The organism is Wolbachia endosymbiont of Kerria lacca (assembly GCF_051602725.1).
In the GTDB taxonomy this organism is placed as follows: Bacteria; Pseudomonadota; Alphaproteobacteria; order Rickettsiales; family Anaplasmataceae; genus Wolbachia.
On the sequence record NZ_CP192272.1, the window covers coordinates 822,049 to 835,627 of the forward strand.

General features: G+C 34.0%; 12 protein-coding genes and 1 pseudogene. 7 read left to right on the plus strand and 6 right to left on the minus strand.

The genetic code is table 11. The features are described from left to right. Positions 1-2: 2 nt before the first annotated feature. On the plus strand, positions 3-1,601 hold the full coding sequence (locus ACQ4M0_RS03715; protein WP_052264833.1) for an ABC transporter permease: 1,599 nt from the start codon (positions 3-5) through the stop codon (positions 1,599-1,601). Positions 1,602-1,803: 202 nt separating this feature from the next. Here the strand turns inward: ACQ4M0_RS03715 and apaG are convergent, their stop codons facing one another. Further along, on the minus strand, positions 1,804-2,208 hold the full coding sequence (apaG, locus tag ACQ4M0_RS03720) for a Co2+/Mg2+ efflux protein ApaG (RefSeq protein ID WP_012481895.1): 405 nt from the start codon (positions 2,206-2,208) through the stop codon (positions 1,804-1,806). A gap of 106 nt (positions 2,209-2,314) precedes the next feature. Here apaG and ACQ4M0_RS03725 point away from each other — a divergent pair, with 106 nt between their 5' ends. Then, complete coding sequence (locus ACQ4M0_RS03725; protein WP_029237555.1) at positions 2,315-3,391, plus strand: 5-(carboxyamino)imidazole ribonucleotide synthase; 1,077 nt, start codon at positions 2,315-2,317, stop codon at positions 3,389-3,391. Between the two features lies 1 nt (position 3,392). On the opposite strand, the gene ACQ4M0_RS03730 is transcribed toward ACQ4M0_RS03725, so the two are convergent. Next, positions 3,393-4,415, minus strand: a complete 1,023-nt coding sequence (locus ACQ4M0_RS03730; RefSeq protein ID WP_052264832.1) for an aspartate-semialdehyde dehydrogenase — start codon at positions 4,413-4,415, stop codon at positions 3,393-3,395. A gap of 138 nt (positions 4,416-4,553) precedes the next feature. Between ACQ4M0_RS03730 and ACQ4M0_RS03735 the strand changes: the two genes are divergently transcribed. Continuing rightward, positions 4,554-4,979 (plus strand): hypothetical protein, encoded by a 426-nt coding sequence (locus ACQ4M0_RS03735; RefSeq protein WP_019236732.1) that lies wholly within the window; start codon positions 4,554-4,556, stop codon positions 4,977-4,979. Between the two features lie 28 nt (positions 4,980-5,007). On the opposite strand, the gene ACQ4M0_RS03740 is transcribed toward ACQ4M0_RS03735, so the two are convergent. Both ACQ4M0_RS03740 and ACQ4M0_RS03745 read right to left on the minus strand, forming a co-directional pair. Next, positions 5,008-6,294 carry an APC family permease gene (locus ACQ4M0_RS03740; protein ID WP_019236733.1) on the minus strand — a complete coding sequence of 429 codons (1,287 nt, stop codon included), beginning with the start codon at positions 6,292-6,294 and terminating at the stop codon, positions 5,008-5,010. Positions 6,295-6,364: 70 nt separating this feature from the next. After that, positions 6,365-7,639: an APC family permease gene (locus ACQ4M0_RS03745; protein ID WP_438456250.1), complete on the minus strand. Its 1,275-nt coding sequence runs from the start codon at positions 7,637-7,639 to the stop codon at positions 6,365-6,367. Between the two features lie 138 nt (positions 7,640-7,777). On the opposite strand from ACQ4M0_RS03745, the gene ACQ4M0_RS03750 reads away from it, so the two are divergent. Beyond that, on the plus strand, positions 7,778-9,217 hold the full coding sequence (locus ACQ4M0_RS03750) for a hypothetical protein (RefSeq protein ID WP_438456251.1): 1,440 nt from the start codon (positions 7,778-7,780) through the stop codon (positions 9,215-9,217). A 198-nt stretch (positions 9,218-9,415) separates the two neighbouring features. Continuing rightward, positions 9,416-10,186, plus strand: a complete 771-nt coding sequence (gene surE, locus ACQ4M0_RS03755; RefSeq protein WP_213863802.1) for a 5'/3'-nucleotidase SurE — start codon at positions 9,416-9,418, stop codon at positions 10,184-10,186. Here the strand turns inward: surE and hisS are convergent. Beyond that, complete coding sequence (gene hisS, locus ACQ4M0_RS03760) at positions 10,183-11,406, minus strand: histidine--tRNA ligase (RefSeq protein ID WP_007302144.1); 1,224 nt, start codon at positions 11,404-11,406, stop codon at positions 10,183-10,185. The genes surE and hisS overlap by 4 nt on opposite strands. Further along, a complete protein-coding gene (locus ACQ4M0_RS03765; RefSeq protein WP_006015115.1) occupies positions 11,403-11,975 on the minus strand; it encodes a NifU family protein in 573 nt (190 codons plus the stop codon). Before ACQ4M0_RS03765 ends, hisS begins: the two co-directional genes overlap by 4 nt. A gap of 196 nt (positions 11,976-12,171) precedes the next feature. On the opposite strand from ACQ4M0_RS03765, the gene ACQ4M0_RS03770 reads away from it, so the two are divergent. Next, positions 12,172-12,396 carry a J domain-containing protein gene (locus ACQ4M0_RS03770; protein WP_438456252.1) on the plus strand — a complete coding sequence of 75 codons (225 nt, stop codon included), beginning with the start codon at positions 12,172-12,174 and terminating at the stop codon, positions 12,394-12,396. A 90-nt stretch (positions 12,397-12,486) separates the two neighbouring features. Continuing rightward, positions 12,487-13,560 (plus strand): annotated as a pseudogene (locus ACQ4M0_RS03775) (ankyrin repeat domain-containing protein). The last annotated feature ends 19 nt before the right edge of the window (positions 13,561-13,579 follow it).

Here is a 13,579-nt window from a genome sequence, read left to right on the forward strand (position 1 = left end):
TAATGTTTCTGAGAGTATTTAAAAATATATTCTTGTTTTTAGTAAGTGTATTATTTGTCTGCCCTATACTATCGTTAATATCGATTCTATTTACAGAATCAGCAAACTCTGGATGGGTAATTAGTAGACTTTTTCCTGAATATATACTCAATACGTTGATTTTGATGGTAGGAGTAGGGTTAATATCCTTTATATTTGGAGTAATTCCAGCTTGGCTTACTACATTTTTTTCGTTTCCCGGAAGTAGAATTTTTGAGATTGCCTTATTCTTTCCGATATCAATTCCTGGATATATAGTATCGTTTGTTTATGTAAATACGCTAGAGTTTTCAGGTCCGATTCAGAGCTTGTTAAGAGATACTTTTCAATTGGGCAAAGGTGACTATTGGTTTCCCGAGATCAAATCCCTAGGTGGTGGAATATTAGTAATGGGATTTAGTCTATATCCATACGTTTATATGTTGGTCCGCTCAAGTCTAAAGAGCGTTAGTAACTCAGTCACTATTGCATCAACACTTGGGTTCTCCTCATTACAGAGTCTGTTTTCTGTCATCATACCCTCCATACGTCCATCAATTATAGCTGGGTTATCCTTGGTACTAATGGAAGTAATTACAGATTTCGGCACACCACAGTTTCTTGCTATCGATACTTTCACGACGGGAATATACCGTACTTGGTTTTTACTGCATGACAAATATTCAACTACTGTTTTGGCAGTTGCAGAACTGATTTTCGTTGCAACACTAATAGTTATCGAGAAAAAACTACAAAAAAGAGAAATATCTTACTCTTCAATCAATACTAATGCAGATTATCACAATAAACGTAGTATAAACGGTTCTATATCGTTGATCTTTTCTTATCTTATGTGTTTATTGCCGATATTAATAGGCTTTATTTTACCAATGATTCCACTTATATATTGGAGCATAGAGAAAGGCTTTTTCATATACGAAGCAAGATTTTACAATATAATAACAAACAGTATTAGTTTATCATTTATTACCGCGCTAATCTCGATCAGCATTGCAATAATTATTGGATATACAGCACGTAAAAATAAGCTAATAAGCAATATAGCACGTCTAATTTCTCTTGGATATGCAATTCCAAATGCAATTATTGCAATTAGCATAATAATGTTTTTAAGCAGAATATCTTCTTTCATTACTCAATATATTGTAGAAATTAGCTTGGTAGGAACTATTGGTGCATTAGTTTACTCATATTTATTTCGTTTTTTTGCTATATCTTTCAAAGCAATAGAGTCGGGACTCAAAAAAACACCAAATGAAATTGAATGGACTGCATATACTATGGGTCATGGGCCTATTTCCACGTGCCTGAATATTCATATTCCCCTTATCAAGAAAAGCATACTATCGGGATTTCTGCTCGTGTTTATGGATACGGTAAAAGAACTCACGGCAACACTAATTATCAGACCATTTAATTTTGAAACTATATCAACTAGAATATATGAACTTGTCAGCGATGAGCGTTACAGAGAAGCTGCCCCATTTTCGTTAATGATAGTTATTATAGGTTTAACCTCTACAATAATCTTATTCACACTTGATGATAAGAATCAAAAATAAACTATTTTGCATCTGTTCAGCAGAGTAACAAAATAAGATAGACGAAAAAAGACAACTATAGAAGCAAATGGTCAGTGCTTTCGTGTTTATCAACTTAGTTGGATCTCAGTATCAGCTACTCGGATGACATTATGGAAGCTCAAATGACAAAACAAGAAGCACTGGTTTCAGATGCACTTAAACAAATACACTATCTTGATGATCAATGAGGTCTAGTGTTAACGTATGGACTATCTAAGGAAAAGGGTGGTACCATAACATCAAAGGTTTTTATGCTCTCTTCGTTCAGAAATTCATATTTACCCTGCATTATTCCTGATGGTGTATTTAAGTATGTTCCACTTGTATATTTGAATACCTCTCCAGATTTTATTACAGGTTGTTCTCCAATAACACCAACTCCGGCAATTTCATTTATTTTCCCCTTATGATCTATTATTTGCCAATAGCGACTTAATAATTGAATGGTTGATGAGCTTTTGTTTTTTATCTTAACATTATACATCCATACGTAACAATTTTCATAAGGAATGGATTGCTCTTCAATGTAAATTGGCAAAACTGTAACTTCAACAGAATTAGTAATAAGTGTGTATTTCATGGTCATCGTAAAGTGTTCATGATAAAAGTTTAACACACTTCAATTATACACTTTTTTCATAGATTTTCCAAGCATATTATCGTACTCTAACTAGGAAATATTAATCTACATGATGAACAAAACAGATCCACTGGATAAAAAAGTGATAGGAATAATAGGAAGTGGGCAATTAGGTAAAATGACTGCTATCGCTGCAATAAAACTTGGGCACAAAACGCATATTTTTGCCAGTGCTAAAAACGATCCAGCTTGTTCTGTTGCTGATGATTTAACAATAGCAGACTTCTGTGATAAGAGGGCACTTGAATCTTTTGCACAGAGTGTGGATTTAGTCACTATTGAGTCTGAAAATATTCCATGTAGTGCAATTGATATTGTGTCGCAGCATACAGATTTTTATCCAGGTAAAAAGGCGTTACACATTTCGCAAAATAGGCTGAGAGAGAAAGATTTTATTAGAGATTTAAGCATAAAAACTGCTGATTACAAAAGTATACAAAATTATAATCAGCTACTAGAAAGTAGTGAAACTTTTAGCTATCCAGTGAGGCTAAAAACAACAGAAATGGGTTATGATGGAAAAGGACAATATATGATTGAAAATGATTCTGAACTGAAGCAATTTGCTTCCTTCGATTGGAATAAAGAGTACATTCTTGAAGCAAGTGTTGATTTACTGAAAGAGGTTTCAATAGTCGTTGCAAGAGATAAAAACGGTAAAGTAGCTTTTTTTCCTATAGCAGAGAATCACCACGTTGACGGAATACTTAATACTTCAATAGCACCAGCTAAAATAGATAATAAATTAGCCCAAGAGGTACAAAAAACTGCAGAGAAAATAGCAACTGCACTTGATGTAGTAGGAATTCTAGCTATTGAATTTTTCATCACTCAAAATCATGAATTACTAGTTAATGAACTGGCCCCAAGACCCCACAATTCTTGCCACTGGAGCTTGGATGCATGCAACGTTAGTCAATTCGAGCAGCTAGTTAGGATAATATGCGGGCTATCTATGCAGGAAGTAGTATTACGCTTTCCTTGCATGACAAAAAATATAATAGGTAATGATATATATAATTCTCACAAATATTTGAGCAACGAAAAAGCTAGTTTAACCATATATGGGAAAAAAGAGGTTAGGGACAAGCGTAAAATGGGACATGTCAATATAGATTTAAGCTATTGAGCTATAAATGCTCTTTGATCAAGATCTCCAAGATCTGCACTATATTTAGTGCTGCACCTTTGCGTAGATTATCAGCTACTATCCACATATTTAATCCGTGTTTAACGGTATCGTCTTGTCTAATACGCGATATGTATACGGCATTCTCTTGCACAACATCAATCTGAGTCATATATCCACCATCTTCGCGCTTATCTTGCACTAAAACTCCATCGTCTTCACTGAGCATTTCACGAGCTTCTTCTTCAGTTATATGCTGATCAAATTCTACATTTACTGCTATAGCATGACCAACAAGAACAGGTACTCGGACACAAGTTGCAGTTACTTTTATATCCTCTTCTAAAATTTTTTTTGCCTCCTCTTGCATTTTCCACTCCTCTTTTGTAGAACCATCTTCCATGAACTCTCCTATATGAGGAATGCAATTAAATGCTATTTGCTTAGGAAATATTTCAGGTTTTTTAGCTTCATTCATAAAGATTTTTTTTGTCTGATTGTAAAGCTCATCCATTGCTGCTTTACCTACACCAGAAGTTGATTGATAAGTTGAAGCAACGATTCTCTTTATTTTTGCTTTTTGGTGTAATAAATGTAATGCCAGCAACATTTGTATTGTAGTACAGTTTGGATTAGATATTATGTTATGGTTTTTATACTCCGTAATTTTATCTTTGTTGATCTCTGGAATCACTAGTGGCACGCCTTCTTTCATCCTAAAACGAGAGGTATTATCTACGACAATACATCCAGCTTCAGTTGCAATCGGTACGTATCTCTCGGAAACATGAGACCCAGCACAGAAAATTGCTATATTAATTCCAACAAAATCGTAGTTCTCAAGGTCTAAGACAGTTAATTCTTCATCGCCGAAACTTACCTTTTTTCCCTTTGATTTTTTCGATGCAAAAGCAACAACAGAATCTATCGAAAATTTTCCCTCTTTTTGAAATTCAGCAAGCATGGTCAATACCTCATATCCTACTCTTCCTGTTGCTCCAATAACTGCAATCTTACATCCCATATAAATAAACCTCTGATTTTAAAGCTATATTATATTTTTACTGATAAAATTTACAATTACTTTAATATTTTTACCTTGCAATTAACCATAATTTAGTTATAATTATAAGACACTAATAATATTGCATGGTAGAATGAAATGAGTAAAAAACATGATGACACTAAGGTCAAACCTGCAGTATCTGCATTTCAAAAGCCTGAAAAAGTCAATAGATTAGAGATTCAAAATGTTCTTTCGAAAAAAAGCAAGCCAGCGATAAATTTTGATGATAAAAAGTATGGTGTGAAAATTTCTAAGATAGACCAGCATCTTTCAAACAAGAAGCAAGAATCTTTTGGATTAAGAGATTTTTTAAGTTCAATACCAATAATAGGAAGATTTTTAGTGAAAATTTTCACGCCTGAAAAAGAAGAGTATAAAAAACTGCAATCGCAAATAGGTCTTTCTAATAAAGCAAAAAATGAGATCTACATAGATAATAAACGCACAGAAGAAGTAGGTAGCAAACTTGAGAATGGTAATATTGAACAAGTAGATAAAGAGAAAAAAAATCTTGTCCCATAAATATTAACCATTTAAAGTGTATCTCTCACTACTGAATTTGTTGCACAGAAGTTTTGCAGTACCAAAATAAATAAATGGGTATGCCACTTGCAGTGAACAGGCTCGAAATCAGCAGAGTACCTACAGGGGTTTCTAATATCACCAAACAACAAAAGGTTGTTGCTATGCTACCAATTAAAAGCTTATAACAACTCCTCTCCTGTATAATAACCTTTAGAAAGGCAAGACTGCATGCAAGATAGACAAATAAAAATGAAATTACAGAAAAGTCAATAATCGACGTAATCTGCTGGGCAAAATTGTTGTTTGAAGTGAGAATTAGTAAAATTGCAGTTCCAATTGAACTAACTGTTATTCCCCAAAAAGGAGAGCCATGCTTGTTCCTTTTAGCAAAGAATTTTGGCATTAGTCTATCTTCTGCAAGACCAAAAGCAACTTGTCCACTAGATAAAACCCAAGCGTTTAGACTGCCAACACAAAAAATGAATGCAACTATAGAAACAATTAAATGCCAATTACCAGAAAACATAATTTTTATCGCATCAACATATGGTGCTCTTGAACTTGCTAAATTGTTGCCATTGATCAATCCCATAATTGCAAAATTGTTGATAAAATATATAACAGCAACACAAACTGTGCCAAGCACCACAGCTTTTGGTATAGTTTTAGCTGGATTATCAACTGACCCTGCAGGTGCTGTTGCCAATTCAAGTCCAATAAAACACCATAAAGTAAGGAGTGTAGAGCGGGCAAGAATTTGCGATGTTGTAAGACTTAATATTTCTTCACTTATGATAAAATTATTTCTATCGAAAAAAAACAACGCTGCTACAGGTATTGCAAGCAATACAGCAACCTTCACAACCGTGAGCAGAAACTCAACGTGCCCTGCAGTAGCTATTCCCCTTAAATTTATTAATGTAATGATTGTAAATAACAACAGCTCTAAAAATAAACGCATACTTTTGATATCTTCATGGAAAAATGGTGTAAGATAGCCAACACCCACAACTATTAAAGCTGTTGTACTAACCCATGAGATTACCCAATATGTCCAACCAACAAAGAACGCTGCAGCAGGACCAAAAGTATGTTTCACATAAACGTGAGGACCTCCTGTTTCTGGAAACTTTGCACATAGCGTAGCAAAAACTAGCGCAAGAGACACAGCACCAGCTCCTGATATCATCCAACTTATAAGGCTATAAGCGCCATATGGAGCAAGGCTAATTGGAAGCATAAAAACCCCAGAGCCGATCTGACTACTAATGACTAAAGCAAAAACAGCCCAAAAACCTATTTTATTTGACACAATACCTCTTAATTCTATTAATGTAAGCCAGTAGTATAGCTTAAGAATTTTAGCAAATAAAAAATTTAAGTTAAGTTTTTAGTTTATGATACCAAAGTAGATAAATAAGTGTTCCGCTTAAAGGGAATAGACTTGATATTAACAATGTTTTTATAGAAGTCTCGTATATTACCCAACAGCAAAAAGATACAGCCACACCTCCAATTAAAAATTTGCAGTAGCTTTTGTCTTGTATATTAACTTTGAGAAAAGCAAGGCTACATGCTAAGTAGATAAACAAAAATGACACCACAGAGATATCAATTATTGAAGTTACTTGCTCAGCAAAACTTTTGTTTGACGTTAGGATAAGTAAAACTAACACCCCCAAAGTACTGAGTATTATTCCCCATAATGGAGCATCATGCTTATTTTTTTTGCCAAAAAATTGCGGCATTAACTTGTCTTTTGCAAGGCCTAAGGTGACCTGTCCATCAGCTAAAAACCAAGCATTTAAATTACTTACAGAAACGATAAAGGCAACAACAGAAACAATTAAATGCCAATTACCTGGAAGCATAATTTTTATCGCATCAACATATGGTGCTTTTGAACTAGCTAGTTCATTACCACTTATCAATCCCATAATTGAAAGACTATTGATGAAATATATCACAGCAACACAGACTGTTCCAAGCACTATAGCCCTTGGTATTGTTTTAGAGGGATTATTGACAGATCCTGCAGGTGCCGTTGCTGATTCAAGTCCAATAAAACACCATAGAGTAAGGAGTGTAGAGCGCGCAAGGACTTGAGACATCGTAAAGTTTGATACTTCTTCACTTACAACAAAATTATTTCTATCAAAGAAAAATAATCCTGCTATGGGTATTGCAAGAAGTGCGATAATTTTAACAATGGTCAGAAGAAGCTCAACATGCCCAGCAGTAGTTACCCCTCTTAAGTTTATTAGCATGATAGCTAAAATTAATGTTATTTCTAAAAGCAAACGTATATCTTGTATATCATTATGAAAAAGCGGGGCTAAATAACCGATACTTGCAATTGTCACAGCTGTTGAGCTTACCCACGAGCTTACCCAATATGTCCAGCCAACAAAAAAAGCTGCTGTAGAGCCAAAGGCATGTTTCACATAAATATGAGGACCACCCGTTTCTGGAAATTTTGCGCAGAGTGAAGCAAAAACTAAAGCAAGAGATACAGCACCAAATCCTGATATAACCCAGCTTATGAGGCTATAAGCGCCGTATGGTGCAAGGCTGATTGGGAGCATAAAAATTCCAGAGCCAATTTGGCTACTAATCACCAAGGCAAAAATAGCAAAAAAGCCTATTTTATTTGACACGACAATGTTTAATTTTTATCTGAATAATTAACAATATAGTTGAAGCTCAGAAATTTCAATTGGTCTTTACAAAATTTGCATTTTTTTAATTTAAGCATATAATAAAAAGTATATTAATAGATTATTAAGAAGCGGGGTATGAATCCAAGGTTAAAAGATTTTTTGATTATTTGTGGGGGTATTTTATTGTTTGTTTCCGCTATTGGAGCAATTTTTTTATTTGAATATTTATTTGATATCTTTATTAATGCGCTTTATGCATTCCTTCTTGCCAAAACTTCAAGTGAAGTATTAGCATTTTTTGGAACACTTGCAATTTTTTTAGCTGTTGGCGTTTCATGCTACGGACTGCATAAGCTCTGTTCTATTTTTACAGAAAAAATTACAAGCAGCTATCAGTCTTTCAAAAATGAAAATAGTGATGATAACATTTTTTCTGAAGTATATAATGATCCAACAGTAGGGTTAAAAGATAAGATTTTATTTTTTTCTATATACTCAATATACTACATTCAATTACCATTTTTGTATTGTGCATCAAAGATATCAGAACTTAGTAGAATGTTATCAGAGAGTAGAGCGCTCGGTCTTAGAATATGTTTAGTGCTTATCAATACTATATTATTGATCCCTGTAGCGCTTCTTGAGTTAATAAAGTATCCATTAATAAAGCTCTTCTCGCCTCTGGGTTTAAGTGTAAAGCAAATGAGCTTTTTGTTTAATGTAAGTGATGTAGGTACTGGTAATCAGAATGTTCATACTAGAAGTTTTGAGCAAAGTGTTATTGAGTGTGCCAAAAAATTAAAGGAAGAATATGGGACTCCGTCAAATGAGCTGGATGAAGAGTTTAAAAACTATATAGGCGGTTTGACAAATCAGCAGAAAGAACTGATAGCGCCTTATTTGAAGGTAGATAATTATAGAGAAGGAGAATGGGTAAGGTGGGTAGATTCCAAAACCGGACTGACATTAACACAGGCCATAAATCTAGTTTTAATTGCAGCAACAAAGCAAAATGCAGATGTAGAGCTGTTGAAATCCATATTGCTGGTTCGTTTTGAGGAAAGTAATCGCCAATGTGGTCCTGGAATGCTTAATCGTATCATTTATGCATTAAGTGGCCTTGAAGCAGAAAATAATTTTGCAGCTCAACTAGAGCCTCAGATAATAGGAGAATTGGCCGGTAATGCTACTAAAAGATTTCTTGAGAGATCTGTAGATAAGCACTACTTTAAAATAAAAATTTTAAAAGAAAATTTTGATGACTTATATTCGCTAGGTTCTGAAGTGGATTTGAGCAATGCAAGTGATGAAGTAAAGGATGGAATTTCTCATATGAGAAGTGCTATAAAAGAATTTGTATTTAAAGAGTTATATGTGAAGTTTTATAATGACTATGGAGAACATATTCGTAGAGGACAGATAAAACAAAAGCTAAGGGAATTAATAACAGGTGAAGTCGTAGATGCAGCAATATATGGTAAGATAGATGAAGTAGCAATACCTGCAGAACCATCCACTTGCCTTGAAAGAGTGAAAGCATTTTTGGGAAATATAGCAAGGTTTTCTGCTGCTTAGCACGCCTCTAGAGTTTACTAAACTTTGATTGTGAGTTAGGTGTGAAGCTAAAAATTGGTATTTACGATTAACTCACAGCAAACTAAACGATGGCAACCTGGTCACCCTCTAATTTTTCCTTATTGATTCGTAGCAGGTTCTTTGCTATGGTTATGAAAAGAAACCTCATCAGTATACTTTGATAGGTGAGTATTATATATGATAATATTGATAACAAATGATGATGGTTTTGAGAGTGAAGGAATAAGATTACTTAAAGAAATTGCACACAATTTTGCATCGGAAGTATGGATAGTAGCACCAGATACTGATAGGAGTGGAGCTGCAAGGTCTCTTGACTATCCAGTAAAGCAATTTATTAAAATAAGTCAACATAGTGAAAGGGAGTTTAGTGTGTCTGGTACTCCCGCAGATTGTGTCATTATCGCGTTAAATAAAATTATGAATAAAAAACCAGACTTAATATTATCTGGAGTAAATATTGGATCAAATGTCGGCGATGATATTTGTTATTCAGGCACAATCGGTGCTGCAATGGAAGGTGCTGCAAGATCTATACCTTCTATTGCGCTGAGCCAAGTTTATCATGATAAAATAGACTGGAACAATACAAAGATTTTTGCACCAAAGGTTATTGCCAAGCTAATGAAAGTTGGTTGGCCTAAAGATATAGTGATGAGTATAAATTTTCCTGCTACAGAAAAAGTGAAAGGGGTCGAATTTGCTGAACAAGGTGAATATAACATTGATGGTGATTTAACTTTTACTGAAAACTTAAATGGTTCTTTGAGCTTAAATTGGTCTCGGGAACACTCAGGCAGTGGTAGTGTAGATAAAATAAAAGGAGGTTTTATTACTATTACACCGATAAAATTAGATTTTACAGATTATGATATATTAAATGCTATGAAAAATTCTTGTGCAGAGGAATTTTCTTCTATAGCTAACACTCCTATTGCTTCTGATTAGATATTTTCTACGGTTTTATCGCGAGCAATCATTTTTTCTTCACCCGTGTCCATATTTTTAATTTTTAAAGTTTTACTGCTTAGCTCTTCATCACCAAAGATTAATACAACTTTTGCATTTGCTTGATTTGCTTTTTTCATTCGGGTTTTTAGAGTTCCACTATATTCGTAAATCACATATAAACCATTTCTGCGTAATTCACTTGCAAGTGTTAGAGCATGTTCTTCAGCTTCTCCACCGATTGGAATTATATAAATAGGCCTCTCTTTTTTTTCAGCATAGTTGATTAATTCCATTATACGCTCAATCCCCCCTGCAAATCCTATTGCTGGAGTGTGTTTTCCACCTACTGAAGATACTAGATTATCGTATCTTCCACCGGCAAAAACTGCTCCTTGTGCACCTAAATCTTCTGTGACAAATTCAAATACTGTGTGACAATAATAGTCTAGACCTCGAACTAATTTGCTATTTACAGTGTAAGGTATGCCAAGAGCTTGCAGTCCATTTAACACCTGGTCAAAGAAATATGAAGATTCTTTTGTATAATAATCACTGATTTTTGGTGCGTCAGAGATTATTTCTTTATCTGTCTTATCCTTAGAGTCTAATATTCTGAGTGGGTTTTTAATCAATCTATTTTGACTATCTTCTGATAGGTCATTTTGAAACTTTTTTAAATACGATATCAAAGCTTCTCTATACTGAGTTATTGTTTCACTATCACCCAGAGAGTTGATTTCCAGCTTTACATTTTTATTGATGCCAAATTCAGTTAGTAAGTGCTGAGCGAGTGATATCAATTCAATATCAGCTTTTGGATCTTCTATGCCAAAAACCTCAAAATTTATCTGATGAAATTGCCTTTGTCTTCCCTTTTGCGGTCTTTCATAGCGAAATGCAGGCCCTATTGAAAATAATTTTATCGGCGCTTGTAGTTTTTTTTCAATGAGTAACCTAACAATAGCTGCAGTGAACTCAGGACGCAGAGTTATGCTCTTTCCCCCTTTATCAATAAAAGTATACATCTCTTTAGTGATAATATCTGAGCTATCACCTAAAGTCTTTGTAAAGACTTCTGTGTATTCAAATATCGGAGTTTGAACAGGTAAAAAGCCGTATAAACTTGAGATTCTGCTTGCTGTTTGCTCTATGTGTTTAAACTTGTACCATTCATCAAACAGGAGATCTTTTGTTCCTCTAACTGTTTGATTAGTCATAGCATAGTCTCTATACCTGAAACTTCTGGTATGTGATAGCTTAGCATATTCTGCACTCCTTGTTTTAAGGTAATTGCAGCACTTGGGCACCCAGAGCAAGCTCCTTGCAGTTCAACGTAAACTATTCCGTCTTTATAGCCACGGAACTTGATATCACCACCATCTTGAGCAACTGCAGGTTTAATATAACTTTCCATCAATTCTTTTATTCTATTTACAATTTCTATATCATTTTCATTAAAGAATTCTTCCTCTAGCATTTTATTATCACTTACTCCTTCTTTATCAAATGCTTTTCCACCAGAAGTAAAGTGATCCATAATTGTAGTTAAAATTTCCACCTTTACTATATCCCAATTCATTCTATCTGATTTTGTTACCGAAATAAAATCATGACCAAAAAATACTCTTACAACATGTTCTATTTGAAAAAGATTTACTGCTAGTTTGGAGTTCTTTATTTCATCTGCATTTGAAAAATCAGCTGTTTCTCCTTCGCTCAGAATTTCAAAACCAGGAAGAAATTTCAGCGTGTTTGGGTTTGGTGTTTCTTCAATCTGGATAAACATGTTATTTACCATGACAATTATAATTGTTACTATTTAATCATAAAATGATAAAAAAATATACATGTCATTCATCTTCTTCCTTTTTTTGATATTCACAATAATCACGTTTGTTTTACCTAGCGTTGTTGTATTTTTTCTCTTTTTGGCAAAGAGAAATAACATAAGTTTTATGATGCACTCTATATTAAGTAAGTTTTTGAACGAATTTAACAGCAGTAAAAGTTACACCAAAAATTACACTGGTGATAATATGTCCAAAGATGAAGCATTAAAAATACTGGGGCTGAATTCCGAGGCAAGCCAAAATGAAATCAATAAGGCATACCAAAATTTAATGAAACTGGTCCATCCAGACAAGGGAGGCTCGGAATATTTTGCACAAAAGTTAAACGCAGCACGTGATAGGTTGATGAAGACCTAATTTTAACTATTGTTTTCTCTGTAAATTTTGCTTGTACATATTAAGTTGCATGATATAAAACCGGAAACATTATTCTTTAGGAGGTATTTGATGAAAAAACTTGAGAGATTGAGAAAGAATTTATTTGCGGCTATAGATGAGCTTAATATTAATAAAGTTAAAAGATATGTTAAAAAGGCAAGATATATAAATAAAGAAAAAGAGATTATTAATGGTAAAAAAGATGGTATGGCACCTATACATCTTGCTGTTTATAGAGGTAGCTTAGAGATAGTGCGGTTTTTGCTTAAAAATAATGCTAATATTAATGCTGTTAGTGATGGATGTCTTGTTCCTTACTCGTACGTTACTGCCATGAATAGACAAAGCAGAAATAAAAGAAATGATATATCATTGTACTAGTAGTACCACTTCCCAAGTAATGCAAGGTTTTACAGCTTTACACTTAGCCTTTTTTTATTGTCGATTAGATATCGCGAATCTTCTGCTCAATAATAACACTATTAATATTAAAAATGCAAATGGCAAAACGGCATTTGAGGTTATCCCTGGTTATGAAAATCTTTGCAGTGATGGCTGTGACATAGAAAAAATATTCTTAGCTGTGTTAAGATTTCATAAAAATAATTGTACAGAACTATTACTTTCTGCTAGAATAAATACTAAATTAGAGTTAGAAGCTGGTGATACTCCAGATGCAGCAAGTAGTATAGCAAACCCTTTCTCAACCTCCACCAGGGCAAATACTAAGATAGGATTGGAAGCTGGTGATACTCCAAATCCTGCACCAAGCAGTGCAGTAAAACCTTTTTCTTTTATTAATAGTATATTTAGTTGGGTAACCACTGCCACACTCAATGGCTTATTCAGCAGTGCTCCTACTTTACTTCCTGCACAGCAATTTGTTGATCACTTAGCTGGTAGCCCAATTGGTTCTTCACAAGTTGATTTTAATGCAACAGCTCTACTAGTTGATGTAGTGGTCAAAAAGTTCACAGGGAAAAAGTATTCAAGACTACTGGACAATCCACCTCTGACAAGAATTGATATTATAGACAAAAAAGTCGAGACGGCAATTAGTAATTGTGAAAAACGTTATCAATGTCCTCGAAGTCATTAAGCAATTCAACAATATCTAAAGGCATGCATCAAAAGTCCCTTTAAAATAAGCACTCGAGTTTGA

Coding starts and splice junctions, on each gene's coding strand:
- ACQ4M0_RS03730 (WP_052264832.1), bottom strand. CDS start 4,415: ATGGGATGTAAGATTGCAGTTATTGGAGCAACAGGAAGAGTAGGATAT.
- surE (WP_213863802.1), top strand. CDS start 9,416: ATGATAATATTGATAACAAATGATGATGGTTTTGAGAGTGAAGGAATA.
- ACQ4M0_RS03750 (WP_438456251.1), top strand. CDS start 7,778: ATGAATCCAAGGTTAAAAGATTTTTTGATTATTTGTGGGGGTATTTTA.
- apaG (WP_012481895.1), bottom strand. CDS start 2,208: ATGACCATGAAATACACACTTATTACTAATTCTGTTGAAGTTACAGTT.
- hisS (WP_007302144.1), bottom strand. CDS start 11,406: ATGACTAATCAAACAGTTAGAGGAACAAAAGATCTCCTGTTTGATGAA.
- ACQ4M0_RS03735 (WP_019236732.1), top strand. CDS start 4,554: ATGAGTAAAAAACATGATGACACTAAGGTCAAACCTGCAGTATCTGCA.
- ACQ4M0_RS03715 (WP_052264833.1), top strand. CDS start 3: ATGTTTCTGAGAGTATTTAAAAATATATTCTTGTTTTTAGTAAGTGTA.
- ACQ4M0_RS03765 (WP_006015115.1), bottom strand. CDS start 11,975: ATGTTTATCCAGATTGAAGAAACACCAAACCCAAACACGCTGAAATTT.
- ACQ4M0_RS03725 (WP_029237555.1), top strand. CDS start 2,315: ATGAACAAAACAGATCCACTGGATAAAAAAGTGATAGGAATAATAGGA.